The organism is Enterobacter sp. SECR19-1250 (genome assembly GCF_013391025.1).
Lineage (GTDB): Bacteria > Pseudomonadota > Gammaproteobacteria > Enterobacterales > Enterobacteriaceae > Enterobacter > Enterobacter cloacae.
Genome location: NZ_JACASJ010000081.1, coordinates 1 through 23,956, shown reverse-complemented (window position 1 = coordinate 23,956; position 23,956 = coordinate 1). Strand labels below are relative to the sequence as shown.

Annotated in this window: 21 protein-coding genes; 13 read left to right on the top strand and 8 right to left on the bottom strand. The window is 56.3% G+C overall.

Annotation, left to right across the window (positions count from 1 at the left end):
* Positions 1-84 precede the first annotated feature (84 nt).
* Positions 85-429, bottom strand: coding sequence for an iron-sulfur cluster insertion protein ErpA (erpA, locus tag HX884_RS18850; RefSeq protein ID WP_013095643.1), 345 nt, complete (start codon positions 427-429; stop codon positions 85-87).
* A gap of 85 nt (positions 430-514) precedes the next feature.
* Positions 515-1,915, bottom strand: a complete 1,401-nt coding sequence (gene clcA / locus HX884_RS18845; protein WP_038418710.1) for a H(+)/Cl(-) exchange transporter ClcA — start codon at positions 1,913-1,915, stop codon at positions 515-517.
* Positions 1,916-2,092: 177 nt separating this feature from the next.
* Here clcA and hemL point away from each other — a divergent pair, with 177 nt between their 5' ends.
* On the top strand, positions 2,093-3,373 hold the full coding sequence (gene hemL, locus HX884_RS18840) for a glutamate-1-semialdehyde 2,1-aminomutase (protein WP_038981245.1): 1,281 nt from the start codon (positions 2,093-2,095) through the stop codon (positions 3,371-3,373).
* Between the two features lie 94 nt (positions 3,374-3,467).
* Here hemL and fhuB read toward each other — a convergent pair whose 3' ends face one another.
* The 6 genes from fhuB to hrpB form a co-directional block, all read right to left on the bottom strand.
* Positions 3,468-5,450 carry a Fe(3+)-hydroxamate ABC transporter permease FhuB gene (fhuB, locus tag HX884_RS18835; protein WP_178328615.1) on the bottom strand — a complete coding sequence of 661 codons (1,983 nt, stop codon included), beginning with the start codon at positions 5,448-5,450 and terminating at the stop codon, positions 3,468-3,470.
* Complete coding sequence (fhuD, locus tag HX884_RS18830; protein WP_178328614.1) at positions 5,447-6,337, bottom strand: Fe(3+)-hydroxamate ABC transporter substrate-binding protein FhuD; 891 nt, start codon at positions 6,335-6,337, stop codon at positions 5,447-5,449. The genes fhuB and fhuD overlap by 4 nt, the downstream gene beginning before the upstream one ends.
* Positions 6,337-7,134 carry a Fe3+-hydroxamate ABC transporter ATP-binding protein FhuC gene (gene fhuC / locus HX884_RS18825; RefSeq protein WP_023620747.1) on the bottom strand — a complete coding sequence of 266 codons (798 nt, stop codon included), beginning with the start codon at positions 7,132-7,134 and terminating at the stop codon, positions 6,337-6,339. Before fhuC ends, fhuD begins: the two co-directional genes overlap by 1 nt.
* Positions 7,135-7,184: 50 nt before the next feature.
* Entirely contained in the window at positions 7,185-9,395 is a 2,211-nt protein-coding gene (fhuA, locus tag HX884_RS18820) for a ferrichrome porin FhuA (RefSeq protein WP_038981238.1), read from the bottom strand.
* A gap of 209 nt (positions 9,396-9,604) precedes the next feature.
* Positions 9,605-12,133 carry a bifunctional glycosyl transferase/transpeptidase gene (mrcB, locus tag HX884_RS18815; protein ID WP_038981237.1) on the bottom strand — a complete coding sequence of 843 codons (2,529 nt, stop codon included), beginning with the start codon at positions 12,131-12,133 and terminating at the stop codon, positions 9,605-9,607.
* A gap of 143 nt (positions 12,134-12,276) precedes the next feature.
* Entirely contained in the window at positions 12,277-14,706 is a 2,430-nt protein-coding gene (gene hrpB / locus HX884_RS18810; RefSeq protein ID WP_178328613.1) for an ATP-dependent helicase HrpB, read from the bottom strand.
* A 73-nt stretch (positions 14,707-14,779) separates the two neighbouring features.
* On the opposite strand from hrpB, the gene thpR reads away from it, so the two are divergent.
* From thpR to HX884_RS18750, 12 genes are all read left to right on the top strand, one after another.
* Entirely contained in the window at positions 14,780-15,334 is a 555-nt protein-coding gene (gene thpR, locus HX884_RS18805) for an RNA 2',3'-cyclic phosphodiesterase (protein ID WP_013095634.1), read from the top strand.
* Entirely contained in the window at positions 15,324-16,028 is a 705-nt protein-coding gene (gene sfsA, locus HX884_RS18800) for a DNA/RNA nuclease SfsA (protein WP_013095633.1), read from the top strand. Before thpR ends, sfsA begins: the two co-directional genes overlap by 11 nt.
* Before the next feature lie 176 nt (positions 16,029-16,204).
* Positions 16,205-16,660, top strand: a complete 456-nt coding sequence (gene dksA, locus HX884_RS18795) for an RNA polymerase-binding protein DksA (protein ID WP_013095632.1) — start codon at positions 16,205-16,207, stop codon at positions 16,658-16,660.
* A 59-nt stretch (positions 16,661-16,719) separates the two neighbouring features.
* Complete coding sequence (gluQRS, locus tag HX884_RS18790) at positions 16,720-17,610, top strand: tRNA glutamyl-Q(34) synthetase GluQRS (RefSeq protein WP_178328612.1); 891 nt, start codon at positions 16,720-16,722, stop codon at positions 17,608-17,610.
* A 42-nt stretch (positions 17,611-17,652) separates the two neighbouring features.
* The gene (gene pcnB, locus HX884_RS18785) at positions 17,653-19,050 is read left to right on the top strand and encodes a polynucleotide adenylyltransferase PcnB (protein WP_072193776.1); all 1,398 of its coding nucleotides are present in this window, start codon (positions 17,653-17,655) and stop codon (positions 19,048-19,050) included.
* Entirely contained in the window at positions 19,047-19,526 is a 480-nt protein-coding gene (folK, locus tag HX884_RS18780; protein ID WP_178328611.1) for a 2-amino-4-hydroxy-6-hydroxymethyldihydropteridine diphosphokinase, read from the top strand. Before pcnB ends, folK begins: the two co-directional genes overlap by 4 nt.
* Before the next feature lie 122 nt (positions 19,527-19,648).
* Positions 19,649-20,440, top strand: coding sequence for a 3-methyl-2-oxobutanoate hydroxymethyltransferase (gene panB / locus HX884_RS18775; protein WP_013095628.1), 792 nt, complete (start codon positions 19,649-19,651; stop codon positions 20,438-20,440).
* Between the two features lie 11 nt (positions 20,441-20,451).
* Positions 20,452-21,303 (top strand): pantoate--beta-alanine ligase, encoded by an 852-nt coding sequence (gene panC, locus HX884_RS18770; RefSeq protein ID WP_040022747.1) that lies wholly within the window; start codon positions 20,452-20,454, stop codon positions 21,301-21,303.
* Positions 21,304-21,359: 56 nt separating this feature from the next.
* The gene (gene panD / locus HX884_RS18765) at positions 21,360-21,740 is read left to right on the top strand and encodes an aspartate 1-decarboxylase (RefSeq protein ID WP_003856284.1); all 381 of its coding nucleotides are present in this window, start codon (positions 21,360-21,362) and stop codon (positions 21,738-21,740) included.
* 395 nt (positions 21,741-22,135) lie between these two features.
* Positions 22,136-22,723 (top strand): fimbrial protein, encoded by a 588-nt coding sequence (locus HX884_RS18760; protein WP_013095626.1) that lies wholly within the window; start codon positions 22,136-22,138, stop codon positions 22,721-22,723.
* 61 nt (positions 22,724-22,784) lie between these two features.
* Complete coding sequence (locus HX884_RS18755) at positions 22,785-23,522, top strand: fimbrial chaperone (protein ID WP_178328610.1); 738 nt, start codon at positions 22,785-22,787, stop codon at positions 23,520-23,522.
* Between the two features lie 65 nt (positions 23,523-23,587).
* Entirely contained in the window at positions 23,588-23,917 is a 330-nt protein-coding gene (locus tag HX884_RS18750) for a FimD/PapC N-terminal domain-containing protein (protein WP_249166320.1), read from the top strand.
* Positions 23,918-23,956 lie beyond the last annotated feature (39 nt).

Below are 23,956 nucleotides of genomic sequence, written 5' to 3'. Positions count from 1 at the left end.
ACACTTCATCGTGCTTTTCATTTTTCTGGGGAACCCTCAGCCCTGTGGGAGAGGGCCGGGGTGAGGGCATCAGCCCGCCCCCGCTTAAATACTGAACGAAGACCCACACCCGCAGGTGCTGGTGGCATTTGGGTTCGTCACCACAAAGCGTGAACCTTCCAGACCTTCTGTGTAATCTACCGAACCGCCCACCAGATATTGCAGGCTCATCGGGTCAACCACCAGCGCGACGCCCTGTTTCTCGATAGTCATATCGCCGTCGTTAACCTGGTCGTCAAAGGTAAAACCATACTGGAAGCCGCTGCAGCCGCCACCGGTAATATAGACACGCAGTTTCAGATCCGGATTGTCTTCGTCGGCAATCAGGGTTTTCACTTTGTTGGCTGCTGCTTCGGTAAACTCCAGCGGCAACGCTACGTCATCACTCATCTTATGCTCCCATGAATACTGCTACTGCAATTGGGTAAAATTCACCCAATTCTTTTTGTCATTATCTAATACCCTGGTAATTCATTCAAGTATTCTGCATTGCGGCCCGTTCTGCCTCCTGCTTCGCCAGGGTGCGTGCAAGAATGGTGGAGTATAGCGGTTTTCCACCCAGGAATTGGGCTAATAGTGTCGCGCCGAGACAGGTAATGATCATTGGCAAAATGAGCTGGTAATTATCCGTCATCTCCAGCACCAGCACGATGCCGGTGAGCGGCGCGCGCAGGGAAGCCGCCAGCAGCGCTCCCATCCCGGCAACGGCAAAGGTACCCGCATCCAGATGGTACGCCGGAAAACCGACCTCAGCGGCCATGCCAAAGGCAGTACCAAGCAGCGTCCCCAGCGCCAGCATCGGGGCAAAGATACCGCCAGGCGCACCGGAGGAAAAACAGAGCACCGTCGTGATGACGCGAGAAATAAACATAAACAGAAGCAGACCCACGCTGAAGTTGCCCGCAGCCGCAATCGGGATCAGCCCGAACCCGCCCCCCGCCGCGTTCGGTTCAATGAACCCCAGCACGCCGCACAGGCCGCCCAGCAGACCGCCCATCAACACCCACTTCGTGGTATTCCCGCCGTGGATGCGCTGGAACATATCCTGCATACGCAGAATAAAAGTGTTAAACAGCGGGCCGACAATGCCGAATATCATGCCGAGGATCAGGTACAGCCACAGCGTGTTGACCGGCGCATTGGTCAGTTTGCCCACTTCGATCACCGGGCTTTCGCCATTGAAAATGCGAAACACAATGCTCGACATGATCACACCGGTAAAGACCGCTTTGATCGAGATAAGGTTGTAACGGAACTGGGCGCGCATCTCTTCGATGATAAACAGGATCCCCGCCAGCGGCGCGTTAAACGCCGCCGAAAGCCCCGCTGCGGCACCTGTCGCCAGCAGCGTATGGCGCGCTTCCGCGCTGCGCATCCGGAACAGATCCCCCACCATGCGCCCGACGTTCCCGCCCAACTGCACGGTTGGCCCCTCTCGGCCCAGTACCATACCCGCACCAAGCGTTCCCATGCCGCCGATAAACTTCACCGGGATGACGCGCCACCAGCGCACCGGACGCAGCTCTTCCAGCGCGCCTTCAATTTCAGGGATCCCGGAACCGCCCGCTTCCGGCGCAAATTTACGCACCAGAAAGTAGCCCACCATGGCAAATAGCGCGGACAACCCGAACGCCCAGACCCAGACCAGCCATCCTTTGTCGGCGAAACCGGCCACCGTACCAATACGCCAGTTCAGCACCGCATTGACTGCCTTTTCAAAGGCGACGCCCGCCAGCCCGGCGAGCGTACCGACTACAGCGGCGGCCAGTAAAATTGCCAGCGGTGTCTTATCGCGGTTAAGCAAGCGCCGGATGCTGATCCGGTGTTGCGCGCGTCGGAACTGTTGTTCTTCAAAAGAGGGAGAGTCTGCTTTCATTACCATGTCTTTTCGTCATACAAATCGCCGCAGGGATTTTACCAGAGTGCGTCAGGTCGTCCCGTGAAAAATACTTAAAAATTGTTTAGCAATGAAAGGGGGCAAAAATTTCATTACCTTCCGCGGATCACTTAGAATAGTGTGCTTAATCATTTTATACGAACCAGGAACGACGCCATGAGCAAGTCTGAAAACCTCTACAGTGCAGCCCGCGAGCTTATCCCGGGCGGCGTGAACTCGCCTGTTCGCGCCTTTACCGGCGTAGGCGGAACGCCGCTGTTTATTGAACGTGCTGATGGCGCGTACCTGTTTGATGTCGACGGCAAGGCCTATATCGATTACGTCGGCTCCTGGGGCCCGATGGTGCTGGGTCACAACCACCCTGCCATCCGCAATGCGGTGATTGAAGCGGCCCAGCGCGGCCTGAGCTTCGGCGCGCCTACCGAGATGGAAGTCAAAATGGCGGAGCTGGTGACCGAGCTGGTGCCAACCATGGACATGGTGCGTATGGTGAACTCCGGTACCGAAGCCACCATGAGCGCTATTCGTCTGGCGCGCGGCTTTACCGGTCGCGACAAAATCATCAAGTTTGAAGGCTGCTACCACGGCCATGCGGACTGCCTGCTGGTGAAAGCGGGTTCCGGCGCACTGACCCTTGGCCAGCCAAACTCCCCGGGCGTACCGGCTGATTTCGCGAAACACACCCTCACCTGCACCTATAACGATCTGAACACCGTTCGTGCGGCATTCGAGCAGTATCCACAGGAGATCGCCTGCATCATCGTTGAGCCGGTTGCAGGCAACATGAACTGCATTCCACCGCAGCCCGATTTCCTGCCGGGCCTGCGCGCCCTGTGCGATGAATTTGGCGCGCTGCTGATTATCGACGAAGTGATGACCGGTTTCCGCGTCGCGCTCGCGGGTGCCCAGTCTTATTACGGCGTAGAGCCGGATCTGACCTGTCTCGGCAAAATCATTGGCGGCGGTATGCCAGTGGGCGCATTCGGGGGGCGCAAGGATGTGATGGAAGCCCTGGCACCAACGGGGCCGGTTTACCAGGCGGGTACGCTCTCCGGTAACCCGATTGCCATGGCGGCGGGCTTCGCCTGCCTGACAGAAGTCTCCCAGCCGGGCATTCACGAAACCCTGACTGAGCGCACGACGCAGCTGGCAAACGGTCTGCTGGAAGCGGCTGAAGAGGCGGGTATTCCGCTGGTGGTAAACCACGTGGGCGGGATGTTCGGGATCTTCTTCACGGAAGCCCAAACCGTGACAAGCTATCAGGACGTGGTGAAGTGCGACGTTGAACGCTTCAAGCGTTTCTTCCACCTGATGCTGGAAGAAGGCGTCTACCTGGCGCCGTCTGCTTTTGAAGCTGGCTTTATGTCCGTGGCGCACAGCGAAGAGGATATCAATAACACCATCGACGCGGCGCGTAAGGTGTTTGCGAAGTTGTAAGCACGTGCGGCGTGATGCCCTCACCCCGTCCCTCTCCCACCGGGAGAGGGAGCAAACCCTAAAACGTCAATCTTAGGATTGACGTTTACTTTTATTACCGACTCTGCTTTCTCAACAGATAAATAAAATACGGCGCGCCGATAAAGGTCGACAGCAAACCCGCCGGGATCTGATACGGGAACAGCACCATTCTTCCGCACCAGTCCGCCACCACCAGCATCACCCCGCCCGTCAGGGCAGACATCACGATATGCGGCATCGTCCGACGGAATCCCATCATTCTGGCGATATGCGGCGCCATCAACCCAACAAAACTCAGTGGACCAATGGTCATGGTGGCCGTGGCCGTCAGGCACGCCGCCAGCAGTAACAGCGCGACGCGCGTTGGCGTTAACGCCATGCCGACCGCACGTGCGGTTTCGCCCCCCAGCGGCAGGATCGTCATCCAGCGGCGGCACAGGGGCACAATCGCCAGCAGCACGATCATCACGATCCCGGAATGCACCACCTGACTGCCGGTGGCGTTGTACGTTGAGCCGGAGATCCAGGTCAGGATCTTCGCCATCCGCGGATCGCCGCTCGCCTGCAACATCATCAGCAGCATGGTAAAGGCGGTGCTGAGCGCCATCCCGGCCAGCAGCATCCGGTGAGGCGAAAACCCGCCGCGGCCTGACGCAATCAGAATGATCATCAGCGTCACCGCCGCCCCGATGCTTCCGGCAGGCATCAGCCAGCCAAAGGCATTTCCCGGCACAAGGAACAGCATCAGCACCACGCCAAACGCGGCTCCCGAACTGATACCCAGCACTTCCGGGCTGGCCATCGGGTTGCCGGTCAGGCGCTGGATAATACAGCCCGCGACCGCCAGCATCACCCCGGCAATCAACGCCGAGAGGATCCGCGGCCAGCGCCACTGCAGCAGTTCCTGGAGCAAATCGCCCGTTGCCCAGTGCCAGCCCGTCGCATCGCGCCCGAAAGCAAGCGCCACAAACGAGACGATAATCAGCACCGCCAGCCCGGCGAGGCTGAACCACAGCACCGACTGACGCTCGGCATAAACTTTATCCCCCGCGTCCATCGCGGGAGCGCTCATGCTGCGCAGACGTGGCAACAGCCACAGCAACAGCGGCGCGCCAACCAGTGCCGTTACCGACCCGGTAGAGACTTCCATCCAGACACGCGCCAGCCAGAGAATGATTTGATCGGAAAGCCAGAGGATCAGCGCTCCAATTAGCGGGGCCAGCAGCAGTCGCGCCAGCAGGCGACGCGCACCGAGCATTTTTGCCAGCAGCGGGGCAAACAGCCCGATAAAGCCGATAATCCCAACCGCATTAACCAGCAATGCGCTGAGGACAATCGCCAGCGTCAGCGCCGCCAGACGCGCCAGGGAGAGCGCCAGCCCCAGATTACGGGCTACGCCGTCATCCAGCCCCATCAGCGTCAGCGGACGTAACAGCAGCAGCGTCAACATGGCGCCGCCAACAAGCTGCGGCCACAGGCGCTGCACACTACTCCAGTCGGTCTGGGTCAGCGTGCCGGTACTCCACAGGAACATGCTTTGCAGCTGATCGTGATGAAACAGCACCAGCAGCTGGTTGATTGCCCCACAGTAGAGGCTCACCACCAGCCCTGCGAGGATCAGCGTCACTGGCGAGAGGCGTTTCCCCCACGCCACGCCGAAGACCAGCGCGCCTACCACGCACGCGCCCGCAAGCGCGGCAAACTGCGAGGTTAACGCCCCAGGCAGTGCCCACAGCGTGGTCACCGTGATCCCAAGCTGGGCACCTGTCGCGACGCCAAGCGTTGTAGGCTCGGCCAGCGGGTTACGCAAAACCTGCTGGAACAGGACGCCCACCAGCCCTAACCCGGCCCCGACCAGCAGCGAAATCGCCAGACGCGGCAGCAGGCTGTAGTAGAACAGCATTTGCTGAATATTATCGATATCCGGCGCAGCCAGGGCCGCGCTCCACTGCCCGCGCGGTAAGGCGGTCGAGAGGTTAAACCAGGTCAAAGCCAGCGCGGTCAGGAAAATCAGAGCCAGCAACAGCGCCGGGAAACGGGCAATACGCGTACTCATGCTTTTCCCCCCAGCGCGTTATCCAGCACCCGGGCGAAGTGCATGGCCGACAGCGTCGCGCCGTAGAACCAGACCGCCGGTGCACGCGTAAAGCGTTGCTCACGCACGAACGGCATCGCCTGCCACAACGGTGTCGCCATCAGCGCCTGCATTTCACGCTCGTTGCCGTGATCGAAGCACAATACGTCCACATCGCGGAACGCCGCCAGACGGTCGATACCGACGGCGGTGCTGCCCCAGAAGGTCATCTCCCCTTCCCAGGCATTAGGAATGCCAAAGCTATCGAGCACTTCCTGGAACAGACAGTTTTTGCCGAAGACCAGCATATGGCGCGCATCCAGCAGCGTCACCATCAGCAGCGGACGGTCTCCGCGATGGGCAAAACGCGGCTTCAGGGCGTCAATCAGAGCATCAAACTCAGCGAAATGTTGTTTGGCTTCCGCCTCACGGTTGAGGAAATGCGCCATCTCGATGATGGAGTTTTTCGCCATCGTCAGCGGTTTTTTACCGTCACTGAAGGAGAACCCCCGCCCAGGGGCAATACGCGCCATTGTCTCTTCTGACGGGCCATAACCCGCGGACCAGAACAGAAATGACGGCTTCATCTGCGTCAGCAGCTCAAGGTTAGGCTCTGTTCGCAGACCAATATCAATGACCGAATCGGGTAGCGCCGGCTCGTTCACCCACAGCCGGTAGTTGGGAATATCGGCCACGCCATACGGCGTGACGCCCAGCGCCATCATCAGTTCAACAGGCAGCCACTCCAGCGCCACAATACGGTGCGGATCGACGGCAGCAGCCCGCGCGAGGTTCATCTTTAACAGCAGCGGTGAAAGTGCCATGGCCGTCAGCAGGCGACGGCGGCTCAACAAGGTAGAATTCAGCATCAGTAAACAAAGCTCACCGGAGCAGCCCCGCCTGGATGAGGCAGGATCCCCATAGGAATACCGTAGATGTGTTCCAGCGTTTCGCTCCGCATCAGTTCAGACGGCGAACCCTCGGCAATCATCTCCCCGCCGCGAAGGGCGACAAGATAATCGCAGTAGCGCGCCGCCATGTTGATATCGTGCAGCACCGCAATAACCGTCAGGCCACGCTGCTGGCTCAGGCGATGAACCAGCGCGAGAACATCAACCTGATGAGCGATATCCAGTGCGGAAGTGGGTTCGTCGAGCAGCAGGCAGCGGCTGTCCTGCGCGACCAGCATCGCAATCCACGCGCGCTGACGTTCGCCCCCGGAAAGGCTGTCGACCAGACGGTGCGCCAGCGGCTTTAATCCCACCAGCGCAATCGCCTCTTCCACTTTCTCTCTGTCGGCGACACCGAAGCGCCCGAGTGCGCCATGCCACGGATAACGCCCGATTGCCACCAGCTCACGCACCGTCATCCCTTCTGCCTGAGGCAATTGCTGCGGCAGATAGGCGACTTTGCGCGCAAAGGCTTTACTGCTCCAGCTCTCCAGAGGCTGTTCGTCCAGCAAAATATCCCCTTCAGAAGGCGGCTGATGACGGCCCAGCATTTTAAGTAACGTCGATTTACCGGAACCATTGTGACCAATCAGGCCGGTAACTTTACCTGCGGGGAACGTCAACGAGAGCGGATGCAGCAAGGTGCGCCCGGGAACACGAAAGGAGAGTTGATTGAGCGTAAAGGTGGTATCGGATTGCGTTTTATTATCCTGCATATCAGCCAACTTAAATAAAAAGGGCACGGCGAACCGTGCCCGAAGAGAGATTAGAAGCGGAAGGTCGCGGTAGCCACAACCTGACGTCCTGCTCCCCAGTAGCATGCGTATTCGCTATAGCAGCTGGAAACGTACTCGCGGTCAAAGATATTGTTCACGTTAACGCCAACTGAAGAGCCTGGCAGCCCAAAACGCGCCAGATCGTATTTCACCGTCGCGTCCGCCAGCGCGTAACCCGCGACGTTAAACGATTCGTAGGCTTTCGGAGACGTTGAGGAGTAGTAGGAAACGGTGTTGCCGATATAGCGCGCACCCGCCCCCAGCGTCAGACCGCTCAGTGCCGTCTCGTGGAAGGTGTAATCCGCCCACAGAGAGGCCATGTTACGTGGCACTTCCGCCGGGCGGCGGCCTTCAAACCAGGTATCGTGAGTGTATTTCGCATCGGTGAAGCTGTACGAGGCCGTCACGTTCACATTGGCTGATACCGCCGCTTTCGCTTCCAGCTCAACACCACGGGAACGAATTTCGCCCCCTTGTACGCTGAAGCCGCTGGTCGGGTTGGCCGGATCGGCCGTCAGATTATTGTTTTTGGTCAGCTGATACACCGCTGCCGTGACCACAACAGGCAGATCTTTCGGTACGTATTTCACACCGGCTTCATACTGCTTGCCGCGTGCCGGATCGAACGGTTTTCCGCCCTGAGTGGTACCCGAAATCGGTTCGAATGATTCGCTATAGCTGAAGTACGGCGTGATACCGTTGTCGAACAGGTAGTTAATCCCGCCACGCCAGGTGAATGCCTGATCGTTAATTTCCGCGGTAGTACCGGTAGTACGGGTCAGCGCAGAGGTTTTCGCAAAATCATAGCGGCCACCCATTGTCAGTACCCACTTATCCCACTCAGCCTGATCCTGAGCGTACAGACCAGTTTGTTCCTGACGATTAAGCACTTTGTACAGGTAGTAAACATCGACGTTCGGATTGCCGTACGCAGGCTTTGTCATGCTGATCGGATCGGCAGTACCGTAGTCTGCGTTGATGTCATTACGCATACGAAGGTAATCGACCCCGGTTAAGAGGGTATGATCCACAGCGCCGGTCGCGAATTTTGACTGAAGCTGAGTATCCACGGTGAACGAGTTGAGATCTTCGTCTGAACGTACATACGCGCGGCTGATTTGCGCCGGGGCAATATAGCCGTTGCCGTAGACGGAACGATACAGCGTGTTGATTTTGGTGTAGCGCAGGTTTTGACGCAGGGTAAAGGTGTCATCAAACGCATGCGAGAAGCTGTATCCCACCATTTTCTGGCGACGGGCGATCTTATTATCCTCTTCCCCTTCGTTGAAATTGGTCGGCAGCTTGTGCGCTTTACCGTTGGCATCATAGTAAGGCACAACGGTACCTTCCCGCGGCAGCCAGCCGTAATAGCCCGCATCCGGATCGCTCTGGAAGTTGCTCAGGAAAGTGAAATCGGTTTTATCGTCAGGACGCCAGCTGAAAGCCGGTGCAATGGCATAGCGGGTGGATTTGGCCATCTCCTGCTGCGCATTTTCACTACGTCCCAGACCGGTCAGGCGGTATGACCACACGCCGTCATCATCAATTGCATCGCTGAAATCAAACCCGGTCTGCCACAGGTTATCGGTGCCCATCTTGAACTGAATTTCTTTCAGCGGCTCAGTGGTCGGTCGCTTGCTGACCATGCTCACAACACCGCCCGGATGGCTTTTGCCGTACAGTACAGATGTTGGGCCACGCAGCAGCTCCACGCGCTCAAGGAAGTACGGATCCATGGACGCTTCAGAATAGTTATCGCCCTGCAGCTTCATCCCATCGAGATACTGGTTGGTATTCACGGTGCTGGAAGTGGTGAAACCACGAATCGACACCACATCATATGTCGTTGAGGCGCCGCGGGTGGCAAAAACGCTCGGCGTATACGCCAGCGCTTGCTTCACCGTTCCCGGCTGCTTCATGTCAATTTCTTCACGCGTGACGACGGAAATCGACTGCGGCGTCTTTTCTATAGGTGTATCGGTCTTGGTTGCCGTTGCGGTACGTTTCGCCGCAATCGTTGGTGCTGGCCCCCAGGCACTTTCCTGTGCAGCCGGAGCGGCAGTGACAGTGATGGTTTCTTCTTTTTTCGGGGTTTCGGCAGCATGGGTATAAGCAGACATGCCGGCAACCGCTGTGGCTACGACAACTGCGATTTTACGCAGCGACGTGTTAATTGGCTGAGCAGTATTGGAAAGCGCCATGGTGTATCTCTGATAGAAAAGTGAATGATAACGTAAACGAGAATTATTATTATGACCGCAGCATAATAGGCGAAACGTTGGCTGCATAGCAAGCAGGAAGCGGCCCTACGAGAATTAAGGGTTTAAGAAATAACCAGGAGAAAACGAAGGTTTAATAAAATGGGGAAAACGGGTAAAAAAATCCCCCCTTTCGGGGGGACCTTGAACGGTTAGTTACCGCCGAACATATCTCTAATCCAGCCCGCGACACCGTCGCTGTCTTTCTTCTCGTTCTGCTGCTGCGGCTGTTGTTGTTGCTGCGGCTGCTGAGGCTGAGAAGACTGGTCGAACGGGTTGCCCGTCGGCTGCTCTGGCTGGCTCTGCTGGCACAGGGAATCCGGGTTCGTTGTCCAGACAGGCAAGGTACGCATACCGCCGCCACAGACAAAGTTTCCGGAACTGTCCACGCCCATATCCACGATATCCTCCGGCGCAACCAGGTTTAGCGGCACCGGAGACTGATTCGCCAGATAACGCTGGTAAATCGACATCGCCCCGCTCGCACCATACAGTTTGGTTGGCTGGTTGTTGTCGCGGCCCACCCAGGTGATCACCACTTCACGACCATCGATACCGGCAAACCAGGTATCGACGTTGTTGTTGGTCGTCCCGGTTTTGCCCGCCAGATGCAGGCCCGGATACTTCGCCCCCAACTGACGGCCGGTACCACGCTGCACAACCTGCTGCATCGTCCACAGCGTCATGTAGGCTGCCTGCGCCGGAACGGCGCGTTCCGCCTGCGGGAAGCTCTGATACAGCACGGAGCCATCTTCGGCAATCACCGAGCGCAGGGCTGACAGCGGTGCACGGTTACCACCGCTGGCAATGGTCTGGAACGCCTGTGCCACTTCGATTGGCGTCAGGTTTAACGCCCCCAGGATCATGGCTGGTACAGGGTGCAGCTGATCTTTGGCGACGCCCAGTTTCTGCCAGGTGTCGACAATCGCCGGCAGACCCAGTGCCATCCCCAGGTTTACCGTCGGCACGTTCATGGAGCGGGTCAACGCATCCACCAGCATTACCTGGCCGCTGAACTGTTTATCATCGTTCTGCGGTGACCAGACCTGGCCGTTAGGCTGACGCAGGGAGATCGGCGCGTCGGCAATCCAGGTATTCAGGCGATACAGATTTGGCTGGCTCAGGGCAGTGAGATAGGTTGCTGGCTTCGCCAGTGAACCGATCGAACGACGCGCCTGCATAGCACGGTTGTAGCCTGCAAACTGCGGCTCAGCCCCGCCCACCATCGCACGGACTTCACCCGTGTTACGGTCAACCACCACCATCGCGGTTTCCAGATCGCTCAGCTTACGCTGTTTCTTCAGCGCCGGAATGCCCTCAACGGCTGCTTTTTCTGCCGCATCCTGCGCCACGGAGTCAAAGGTGGTAAAGATCTTCACGCCGGAGAGATCTTTCACTTTATCACCGAGCTTGCTCTGCAGCTCCTGACGCACCAGCTGCATAAACGCAGGCTGAGGCGAAATCACACCGCCGCGCGGCTGCACGCCAAGCGGACGTGCGCTCAGCATGTCGTACAGCTCCTGGTCAATCACCTGCTGTTGTTGCAGCAGACGCAACACGAGGTTACGACGCTCCAGCGCCAGTTTCGGGTTACGCCACGGGTTATAGATGGACGCCCCTTTCACCATACCCACCAGCAGCGCCTGCTGGTCCAGGCTCAGCTCTTCCACCGGACGGCCAAAGTAGTACAGGCTCGCCAGCGGGAAACCGCGGATTTCGTTATCACCGCTCTGACCGAGATAGACCTCGTTCATATACAGCTCAAGGATACGATCCTTGCTGTAACGCGCATCCATCAGCACGGCCATGTACGCTTCGTTGGCTTTACGCCAGTAAGAGCGCTCGCTGGAGAGGAACAGGTTCTTCACCAGCTGCTGGGTAAGCGTACTTGCCCCCTGTACCGTACGGCCCGCCGTCAGGTTGGCCAGCACCGCACGACCAATGGAGTAGAGGCTGATGCCATCGTGCTCATAGAAGTGACGGTCTTCGGTTGCCAGCAGCGTGTCCACCAGCAGGTCCGGGAAACCGTTACGGGCGACGAACAGACGCTGTTCACCATTCGCCGAAGAGAGCATGGTGATAAGACGCGGATCGAGACGGAAGAAACCGAACTGGCGGTTGTTATCCATGTTCTCGATGGTTTCCAGACGATCGCCGTCAAAGGTCAGACGCGCACGCACCTGCCCCTCTTTGCTGTCCGGGAAATCGAACGGACGACGGATCATCTCAATGCTTTTCGCCTGCACGGTAAATTCGCCAGGACGCGTCATTTTCGACACCTGACGATACTGGGTGGCCTCCAGCAGTTTCACCATCTCGTTCTTACTGATCGACATGTCAGGCTCAAGGTTCACCATGCGGCCATACACTGCCGCAGGCAATTGCCAGACTTTTCCGTCGATACGGCTGCGGATCTTCTGATCCAGATAAACGCCGTAGATCGCCATCAGTACAACAAAAACAATGAACAGCTTCAGCAGCAGCCAGAACCAGCCGCGTTTACCCCGAGGCTTACGCCCTTTGCCTTTTCCTTTACGCGGCATCGGTTCTTCATCCTCATAATCGTCTTCATAGTCATCGTCATAATCCTCATCTCTGAGGCGACGACGGCTCACCTTTTCTTTGGCCGGACGCGTTGGTTTTCCCTTACGCCCAATTGGCTCGCGGTCATTCCCCGCCATGCTTTTTCTCCGCAACGTTCAGGCGCAAAGGCCCGATTCTCATTTCTTCCACTGACCTGTGAAAGAAGAAATCTCTCAAAATTGCTTTTCTCCCTCTCCCTGTGGGAGAGGGTCGGGGTGAGGGCATCAGGCCGCACTCCCCTTTACGAATATTTCTTCGTCCGCCGTGTCGGTGCCGTATTCGCCGGATCGTCCGGCCAGACATGTTTGGGATAACGCCCTTTCATCTCTTTTTGCACTTCACGGTAGCTCCCCGCCCAGAATGCGCCCAGATCGCGGGTAATCTGCAGCGGGCGATGCGCAGGTGACAACAACTCAAGCACCACGGCCACGCGCCCTTCGGCAATGGATGGCGTGGTCGCCTCGCCAAACATCTCCTGCATCCGTACCGCCAGCGCCGGTGGATTATCCTCGTGATAACGAATGGCAATCCGGCTGCCGGTCGGCACAGTGTAATGCCCTGGCAGTTCACTATCCAGACGTTGACGTAACGACCAGTCGAGTAAATTCTGTAACGCGACCTTAACATCAAGCGCTTTTAACGCCCGCAGCGAGTGTACACCGCTCATTTGCGGCAGGAGCCAGGTTTCCAGCGACGCAAGTAACGTGTCATCATCCACCGCCGGCCAGGCATACTCGGGCAACCAGCGCGCGGCGCAGTGCAGACGAATACGGTACTGTTCGGCCTCCGGGGTCCAGTTCAGAACACCTAAACCTTTTTCGCGAATACCGTTTAGCATCGCCTGGTGCAACTCCTCTTCCGATGGCTTTGCCAGCGGCTTCGTCGCCAGGGTCAGTTTACCTATCTGGCTACGACGAAATGCCTTCAGGGTACCCTGCGCATCATCCCACTCGACGATGTCGGACTGCTGAAGCAACTGCGGACAGGCGCGCGTGAGGGCATCGATATCCACAGCCACGGCCTGCAAAATTCGGGCATCGGGCGAGTGGCTACCCTGCAGCAAGAGCGGCGCAATCAGCCATTCATGGCGCGTCAGGGCGTCATCGCTGTCCAGCATAGCCCCCATGCCGTTTGCCAGCTGGTAGCGTCCATCCAGCCCGCGACGACGCGCAATCCTGTCGGCAAATGCCTGCGCCAGGAGAGGCGCAATGCTGTCAGCGTCCGGCGTACCACCACGACTGTTAAGCCGTTTACAGAGCTGCTGCGCGCGCTGCTGCCAGTTCCCCTGATTACGTGAAAAGGCCTGCGCCAGATCGCAATTTGCACCACGAGGCGGCTCCTCAAGGATAGCCGCCAGTTTCGCCGCCGTAGCAATTTCATCATCCCCCTGCGCGGCCACCAGCATCCCCGCCAGCCGGGGATCGTTACCCAGCGCGGCCATTTTCTGCCCACGTGATGATAGCCTTTCGCCGTCCAGCGCCCCTAGCTGGGTCAGCAACGCGCGCGCCGCCGCCAGGTTTACCGCGGGAGGTGCATTGAGCCAGGTTAACTGCGCGGGAGCGGGGCAACCCCACTGCAACAGTTCCATGATCAGCCCCGAAAGATCGCTTTGTAAAATTTCTGGCGTGCTCTGCACAGCCGCGCGTTCGGCCTGTTCTGCACTGATGAGATGCACACAGATGCCTGGCTCAAGACGCCCGGCACGGCCAGCTTGCTGAACCATCGACGCCTGGCTGATGCGTTGCGTCAGCAGCTTTGTCAGCCCGGTGCGCGGGTCAAAACTGGCTACTCTCTCCTGGGCGCTGTCCACCACCAGGCGAATGCCTTCAATGGTCAGACTGGTTTCGGCAATATTGGTGGCCAGTACCACTTTACGCTGCCCCGTCGGCGCGGGAAGGATGGCCTTGCGCTGGTCACTCAACGACAGTGCGCCGTAGAGCGGGCAGAGCAATACGTCGCTGCCCACCCGGGCGGCAAGCTGCTCCTGCACCCGCTGGATTTCGCCAACGCCCGGCAAAAACAGCAGCAGCGAACCGGATTCCTGACGAAGCAAGTCAGCCGTGGCGATCGCCACCGCTTCATCGAAACGCTGATGGGCAGGAAGCGGCTGATAGCGGCGTTCAACCGGAAACGCGCGCCCTTCGGAGGTGATGACCGGCGCATCCGGTAACGTCTGCTGTAGCCGCTCGTTATCCAGCGTGGCCGACATGATGAGCAGTCGGAGATCGTCCCGTAACCCCTGCTGGACGTCCAGCAACAGCGCCAGCGCCAGATCCGCCTGCAGGCTGCGCTCGTGGAACTCATCCAGAATCACCAGCCCGATGCCGGACAGTTCCGGATCGTTTTGCAGCATACGGGTGAGGATCCCTTCGGTCACCACTTCAAGCCGCGTGGACGGGCCGACGCAGGTTTCGGCGCGCATACGGTAGCCTACCGTCTCGCCCGGTTTTTCATTCAGCAGTTCCGCCAGGCGCTGCGCCACGTTGCGCGCAGCCAGCCTGCGCGGCTCCAGCAGGATAATCTTCCCGCTGATAATGCCTGCGTTGAGAATGTGCAGCGGTAGCCAGGTGGATTTACCGGCACCCGTAGGGGCGTTAAGTAAAACCTGCGGGGCATCCTGCAAGGCAGCGAGCAGTTCAGGAAGGACGACGGCGACCGGCAATGAGGACACTAACAGCTCCAGAGGGTTAACATTAGTCGGCGTACATTGTAGCATCGGCGCATATCATTACCGAGTCCCCTGTATGTCTGAGTCGAAACGACTGTTTTTCGCCATTGAGCTGCCCGCGCCGATCCAACGGCAAATTGTTCGCTGGCGCGCCGAACACTTCCCGCCCGAAGCGGGCCGCCCGGTTGCTGCGGCAAACCTCCACCTGACGCTGGCTTTTCTGGGCGACGTCAGCGGCGAGAAACAGCGCGCCCTGGCGGCGATGGCCGGTCGGATTTCCCAGCCGGGATTTACGCTGACCCTTGACGATGCGGGGCAGTGGCTCCGCTCCCGCGTCGTCTGGCTGGGCACGCGCCAGCCGCCGCGCGGATTATTACAGCTTGCGAATATGCTGCGCGCCCAGGCGGCGCGCAGCGGCTGTTACCAGAGCCCGCAGCCGTTTCATCCTCACATTACGCTACTGCGCGATGCCGGTCAGGCCGTTGCTATCCCGCCACCGGGCTTTCACTGGGCCTTTCCGGTGACCTCTTTCGCGCTGTACGAATCTGTTTTTTCACAAGGACGCACCCGCTATACGCCGCTCCAGCGCTGGACGCTGGGCGATACCCTAAGGAATTCTGATGAAGTTTAGTCCTGCACTGCAACACGCCACGCTTATTCAACGCTACAAGCGTTTTCTCGCTGATGTCGTCACCCCTGAAGGGGAGCCGTTAACGCTGCACTGCCCCAACACCGGGGCAATGACGGGATGTGCGACACCGGGTGACACGGTCTGGTATTCCACTTCAGAAAATACTAAACGCAAATATCCTCACACCTGGGAAATGACGCAAACCCAACAAGGGGCTTTTATTTGCGTTAACACCCTGCGCGCGAATCAATTAGTTAAGGAGGCTCTGACTAACGGAACCCTTCCCGAACTGGTGGGTTATGGCACCCATAAATCTGAAGTGAAATATGGCGATGAAGGCAGCAGAATTGACTTTATGTTACAGGCGGAAGACCGTCCCGAGTGCTATATTGAAGTCAAATCAGTCACGTTAGCGGATCAGGAAAATGGCTATTTCCCGGATGCAGTCACGCTACGGGGACAAAAGCATCTGCGGGAGCTGATGAGTGTTGCGGCGGCGGGCAAACGCGCCGTACTGCTGTTTGCGGTTTTGCACTCAGCCATTGAACGGTTTTCTCCAGCCCGCCATATTGATCTTAAATACGCGCAATTGTTGAATGAGGCACAAAAGCAGGGGGTAGAGGTTTTGGCTTATAAAGCGGAACTTTCTGCCGATAATATGACTCTGAGATCCTCTCTTCCCATTGTCTTATAAGGGAATAGACGATTGATGAATAAGTGTTCTGGCCGCGTGCGCAAATACGCTTTTCCTCACAGGCTTGTCAAGTGTTACGTTTAGATAATTGCCATACGGAAAAGCATCTGCTATTTATAGCGACCTGATTTTTCCCCCAACACGGGGATCGATAGTGCGTGTTAAGGAGAAGCAACATGCAAGAAGGGCAAAACCGTAAAACATCGTCCCTGAGTATTCTCGCCATCGCTGGGGTGGAGCCGTATCAAGAGAAACCGGGCGAAGAGTATATGAATGAAGCCCAGCTGTCGCACTTCAAGCGTATTCTTGAAGCATGGCGTAATCAACTCAGGGATGAAGTCGATCGCACCGTTAGTCATATGCAGGATGAAGCGGCTAACTTCCCGGATCCGGTAGACCGTGCCGCTCAGGAAGAAGAGTTCAGCCTTGAACTGCGTAACCGTGACCGCGAGCGCAAACTGATCAAAAAGATCGAAAAAACGCTGAAGAAGGTCGAGGACGAAGATTTTGGCTACTGCGAATCCTGTGGTGTTGAAATTGGCATTCGTCGCCTGGAAGCGCGCCCGACCGCCGATCTGTGCATCGACTGTAAAACGCTGGCAGAAATCCGCGAAAAACAGATGGCGGGTTAATCCCGGTCCTGTTTACCCACTCCAAAGGCGGGAGTCTCTCCCGCCTTATTACTGTTGATATGTCTGAATCTCACTATATCGGGCGCTTCGCGCCATCCCCCTCCGGTGAATTACATTTCGGCTCGTTAATTGCCGCTCTCGGCAGCTACCTGCAGGCTCGCGCACGCCTGGGTAAATGGCTCGTCCGCATTGAAGATATTGATCCTCCACGTGAAGTTCCCGGTGCAGCAGACACCATTCTGCGTCAGCTGGAACATTACGGTCTTCACTGGGACGGCGACGTTGTCTGGCAATCAACACGTCACGACGCCTACCGGGAACGTCTGGCCTGGCTCGCTGAGCAAGGGCTCTCATATAACTGCACCTGTACCCGCGCGCGCATACAGAGCGTGGGGGGCGTCTATGACGGCCACTGCCGCACGTTCAACCACGGCCCGGAAAACGCCGCCGTTCGCCTGATCCAGCGTGCCCCTGTGCTCCACTTTAACGACCTGCTCTCTGGCGACATTCATGCGGATGAACGGCTGGCGCGAGAGGATTTTATTATCCACCGCCGTGACGGGCTGTTTGCCTATAACCTGGCGGTGGTGGTGGATGACCACTTTCAGGGCGTCACCGAAATTGTGCGCGGAGCCGATCTGGTTGAACCTACGGTGCGGCAAATAGCGTTGTATCACCAGTTTGGCTGGACGGCACCGGATTACATTCATCTGCCGCTGGCCGTCAACGAGCGGGGCGATAAGCTGTCGAAGCAAAACCACGCCCCCGCCCTGCCAGATGGCGATCCGCGCCCCGTTTTGATCGACGCGTTACGATTTCTCAACCAGAATGTAACCAACGAATGGCAGGATCTTTCCATTGACGAATTGCTGAAACTGGCCGTTGCCACCTGGTCGCTCACGAGTGTGCCAAAAATCCAGCATTCTCAAATGCGTTGCGCTGAGCTATGATTAGCCGCTTTTTTCATAACAAAACACACTACGAGGTGTACCATTTTTACCCGAGTCGCTAATTTTTGCCGTAAAGTGCTAAGCCGCGAAGAGAGCATGGCGAATGACGCTATTGCGCAACCACAGATGTCGGTTATCCCGCGTGAGCAGCACAATATTTCCCGCAAAGATATCAGTGAAAATGCCCTCAAGGTGCTCTATCGTCTGAATAAAGCGGGCTACGAGGCCTATCTCGTTGGCGGTGGAGTACGTGATTTACTGCTGGGCAAAAAACCCAAAGATTTCGACGTGACGACCAGCGCCACGCCCGAACAGGTGCGTAAATTATTCCGCAATTGCCGTCTCGTTGGCCGCCGTTTCCGTCTGGCACACGTCATGTTTGGGCCGGAAATTATTGAGGTGGCGACGTTCCGTGGTCACCACGAAGCGGGCGCATCCGATCGCACAACTTCCCAGCGCGGCCAGAACGGTATGCTGCTGCGCGACAACATCTTCGGTTCGATCGAAGAAGATGCCCAGCGTCGCGATTTCACCATCAACAGCCTTTACTACAGCGTGGCGGATTTCACCGTGCGTGATTACGTCGGCGGCATGCAGGATCTGAAAGAGGGCCTGATTCGCCTGATCGGCACGCCGGAAACCCGGTATCGCGAAGATCCGGTGCGGATGCTGCGCGCCGTGCGTTTCGCCGCCAAGCTGGATATGCGCATCAGCCCGGAGACGGCAGAACCGATCCCGCGTCTGGCGACGCTTATCAATGACGTACCGCCAGCCCGCCTGTTCGAAGAAGCGCTCAAACTGCTGCAAGCCGGTCACGGATTTGCCACCTATAACTTGCTGCGCGAATACAACCTTTTCCAGCCGTTATTCCCGTCCATTACCCGCTACTTCACCGAAAATGGTGACAGCCCAATGGAACGCATGATTGCGCAGGTCCTGAAGAATACCGACACCCGTATCCGCAACGATATGCGTGTGAACCCGGCGTTCCTGTTTGCGGCGATGTTCTGGTATCCGCTGCTGGAAACGGCTCAGCGTATTACCCAGGAAAGCGGCCTCGCCTATTATGACGCTTTCGCTCTGGCGGCAAACGACGTACTGGACGAAGGCTGCCGTACGCTGGCCATTCCGAAACGTATTACCACGCTGGTGCGTGATATCTGGCAGCTTCAGCTGCGTATGTCCCGTCGTCAGGGCAAACGCGCCTGGAAGCTGATGGAGCATCCTAAGTTCCGCGCGGCCTTTGATCTGCTCTCTCTGCGTGCTGAAATTGAACGCAACCAGGAGTTGCAGCGTCTGGCGCAGTGGTGGGCCGAGTTCCAGGTCTCCGCACCGCCGGAGCAGAAAGATATGCTCACTGGCCTTGATGAAGAGCCGGCGCCGCGTCGTCGTCACCGTCGTCCGCGCAAGCGCGCACCGCGTCGCGAAGGCACGGCATGACCCTCGCGTATATCGCTATCGGCAGCAATCTGGCCTCTCCTCTGGAGCAGGTTAATGCTGCCGTTCAGGCGCTGGGTGAGATCCCCCAGAGCCGCATTGTGGCGATCTCCTCGTTTTACCGTACACCGCCGCTCGGCCCGCAGGTTCAGCCTGATTACCTGAATGCCGCCGTGGTGCTGGACACCGTACTGGATGCCGAAACGTTGCTTGATAACACCCAGCGCATTGAGCTGCAACAGGGTCGCGTGCGTAAAGCAGAGCGCTGGGGGCCACGTACCCTTGACCTCGACATCATGCTGTTTGGTAATGAGGTGATTAACACTTCACGCCTGACGGTGCCGCATTACGACATGAAAAATCGCGGATTTATGCTCTGGCCGCTGTTTGAAGTCGCCCCCGATCTCACTTTCCCGGACGGCATCCCGCTCAGGGAGATCCTGGACAACCTCCACGCAGAAAAACCCGCTCGCTGGTAAGCCTGTGCCCCCGCGCATTAGCCACAAAATAATTGTGGCTAATAGACGACCTAAAATCATTGTTCCCTCGAATGTTACTGTTAGAATGCGCAAAGATTCGCTTTGGGTTATCAGGAAACAGTATGAAACCAACCACCATCTCCTTACTGCAGAAATGCAAACAGGAAAAGAGACGCTTCGCCACCATCACCGCATATGACTACAGCTTCGCCAAACTGTTTGCCGAAGAGGGGATCAACGTCATGCTGGTCGGGGACTCGTTAGGGATGACGGTACAAGGACATGACTCTACCCTGCCGGTCACGGTCGAGGATATTGCTTACCACACCCGAGCCGTGCGCCGTGGTGCACCTGCCTGCCTTCTGCTTTCCGATCTGCCGTTTATGGCCTACGCCACGCCGGAGCAGGCTTTCGACAATGCGGCGGCCGTGATGCGCGCCGGTGCTAATATGGTCAAAATCGAAGGCGGCGCCTGGCTGGTGGAGACGGTAAGAATGCTCACCGAACGCGCCGTGCCGGTGTGCGGACATTTGGGCCTCACACCACAGTCCGTCAATATCTTTGGCGGTTACAAGGTGCAGGGCCGCGGTGATGCCGCGCAGGCGCTGTTTGACGATGCCCTCGCGCTGGAAGCGGCGGGCGCACAGCTGCTGGTGCTGGAATGTGTACCGGTTGAGCTGGCAAAACGCATCACCGACGCGCTGTCTATTCCGGTCATCGGGATTGGGGCTGGCAACGTGACCGACGGTCAGATTCTGGTGATGCACGACGCCTTTGGCATCACCGGCGGCCATATCCCGAAATTCGCCAAAAATTTCCTTACTGAAGCGGGCGACATGCGCGCCGCGGTCAGGCAGTATATTGCCGACGTCGAATCCGGTGTTTACCCGGGTGAAGAACACAGTTTCCATTAAGGAGTCTCGTTGTGCTAATCATTGAAACCCTGCCGCTGCTTCGCCAGCATATTCGCCGTGCACGACAGGAAGGTAAACGTATCGCACTGGTCCCGACCATGGGTAACCTGCATGACGGCCATATGAAACTGGTCGACGAAGCGAAAGCCCGTGCAGATATCGTGGTGGTCAGTATCTTCGTTAATCCGATGCAGTTTGACCGCGCGGACGACCTGGCGCGCTATCCTCGTACGCTGCAGGAAGATTGCGAGAAGCTGAAAAAGCGCCATGCGGACTTCGTCTTTGCGCCGGCACCTGCAGATGTCTACCCTCAGGGTACGGAAGAGTCCACGTACGTTGATGTCCCGGGCATTTCGACCATGCTCGAAGGGGCCAGCCGTCCAGGCCACTTCCGCGGCGTATCCACTATCGTCAGCAAGCTGTTCAACCTGGTGCAGCCGGACGTAGCCTGCTTTGGTGAGAAAGATTTCCAGCAGCTGGCGCTGATCCGTAAGATGGTTGCCGACATGGGTTATGATATCGAGATCGTGGGCGTGCCGATTGTACGCGCCAAAGACGGTCTGGCGCTCAGCTCCCGTAACGGTTATCTGACCGCTGACCAGCGTAAGATTGCCCCAGGATTAAGCAAAGTCATGAATAGCATGGCAGAGCAACTGTCGGCGAAAGAGTTGACCGCCGAAGAGATCGTGGCCCTGGCTGAGCAAGCGCTGAACGATAAAGGCTTCCGCGCTGACGATATTCAAATCCGTGATGCTGACACGCTGCTTGAGTTAACCGACGCCAGCAAGCGCGCGGTTATTCTGGTGGCTGCATGGCTCGGCCAGGCGCGCCTTATCGACAACAAAGTGGTTGAACTGGCATAACCTTCTTACCCTCCCCTCTTACAGGAGGGGTTAACGCATGATTAAAGGTACACGTAATGATTCGCAAAATGCTGCAAGGTAAGCTTCACCGTGTGAAAGTCACGCAGGCCGACCTGCACTATGAAGGCTCCTGCGCGATCGATCAGGATTTTCTCGACGCGGCGGGTATTCTTGAAAACGAAGCGATTGATATCTGGAACGTGAACAACGGCAAACGCTTCTCCACCTACGCGATTGCCGCAGAGCGCGGGTCTAAGATCATCTCCGTTAACGGTGCCGCCGCGCACTGTGCAGACGTAGGGGATATTGTGATCATCGCGAGCTTCGTCATGATGTCCGACGAAGAGGCGCGCCGCTGGCAGCCTAAAGTCGCCTATTTTGAAGGCGACAACGAGATGAAACGCACCGCGAAGGCAATTCCGGTGCAGGTTGCCTGATGCCGCCAGGAGCGGAGCCTTCAGGTTCCGCTCCTCAAAGGTAAAGAAAACATCCTTTTTTTGTATACATAGCCTCTCCTCTATTTATTTCCCCTATTTTCTCCTTTCTCAGCGTTTCTCTTGGTTTAAAAAAAACATTATTCTGAATGATATAATTAAAGGAATGATCTTTGCCATTTATAATCTAAACAATGCAATATAATTTGGCTGCAATAAAAATCGTCTCTCTCCGTTCATTCAAAACAAATTTAAAGATCATTTTCAATAACTTATCAAACATTCAATTTTTCTAATAATGGCTTTTAGCAATTTTAAATACCCAACCCATTCATAGATCCCTATCATCATTTTGCTTAAATTAAATCTGCACAATGTTTTTAAATGGAATTTAAATTATGTTAAAAAAAACGTTATTAGCTTCAGCTGTAACTTTGTTTGCAATGGGTTCTTTTTCAGCAATAGCAGACACCGATATCGGTTTAATCACCTTTGACGGTGCGGTAACAGACACAACGTGTAATATTTCCACCGCCAATGGCGAATCACAAAATAATATTACTATTACCTTACCGGTTGTTAAAAAATCTGATGTTGAATCAACCACCGTCGATACCGGTGTCGGCTCTAAGAATTTTGAACTGCTGCTCACCAACTGCCCAGGAACATTAAAGACTGCTTCAGCAAGCTTTATGTCAAAAAATATGGGTGCCATTGCAAACGGTACTATTGAACCTGACGCCAACGTAGCAGGCTCAGCAACCAACGTTGCACTTGCCTTGTATAATAATGCCCCTACCGAATCTTCTCGTATTATGGTCGGCCAGCCTGCTAATAATACGCAGAAAGCCAATCTCACCGCCGGTTCCGGCAAGCTGTTCTACCGCGTTGCATACGTTCCGGGCTCCAACTGGGTGAAAGACACGAACCCAGTGCAGTCAGGTAAAGTCAGCGCCAACGCGTACTTCACCATGAGCTACGAATAATTTTATCCCCCCGTTAATGTGCCCTGTTGGGCACATTTTTGCCTATTTTTTGAGAGTAGACATGCACGTACTGAATATTAAGAGCGGACTAAAAGCCCTGCTGCTGGCCTCGATGAGCGTGTTTGCTCTTAACGCCAGTGCAGATATTGTGATTTCCGGCACCTGTGTCATTTATCCTGAATCGGCAAAAGACGTAACGGTGTCAATGGATAACCGTGGCACCCGGCCTCTGCTGATACAGACCTGGCTCGATGATGGAAGAGATACCACTAACCCTCAGGAGCTGAAACTGCCTTTTATTGTGACGCCGCCTGTTTCGCGTGTTGAACCGCAAAAAGGGCAAACCGTCAGAATCACCTGGCTGGGTCAGGCATTGCCAAAAGATAAAGAGTCGCTGTTCTGGTTTAACGTTCTGGAAGTTCCGCCGAAGGCTAAGGAGAGCGATAACCAAAGTATGCTTCAGCTTGCTTTCCGCACCCGTATTAAACTCTTTTTCCGTCCCACTGGGTTAAAAGGGGAACCGAGAGACGCGGCCAAAAATCTTAAGTGGTCCCAAACCCGACAAGGGCAAAAAATCGTTTTAAGTGCGAAAAATGACTCGCCTTATTATGTGTCGCTGGCAAGTGCGGCGCTTATTTCAGGCGGTAAAAGTTACGAGATCGAAACGCATTATATTGAACCGTTCTCAAGCCAGACGATGAATGTGAAAAATTACACTTCATCCGGAAATAGCAAAATTACCTGGCAAGCCATTAATGATTTCGGTGGAATTGATAAGTATGAGTCTATACCGCATTGATTCCCTGTCAGCTTCAGAACATTCACAAAAACTATAATTAGCGTTGCCCTGGGACAGAGTTCATCATGCACTTTAGACGTTCGCTACTATGTTTATCGATAAGTGCGGTATTGCCGTTATGTGCATTTGCTGCTGAAAATAATAACGAAGAAGACGTGCAGTTTAACGAGCAGTTTCTTTATAACACTGGCGCATCCATTGATATCAGTCGTTTTTCAAAAGGCAACCCTGTTATTGCCGGAACCTATAAGGTGAAGATGATCGTAAACGGGAAACCTTCCGTTACCACGGATCTTCTGTTTAAGGAGAATGGCACACCGCGCGCCACTCCCTGCATCACCCCGAAACTACTCACGCAGGCAAATGTCACCACCGAGCATGATGTAGCCCCCTGAAACACCGGACAGTAGCTGTATCTCCAGATAAGAGATAGG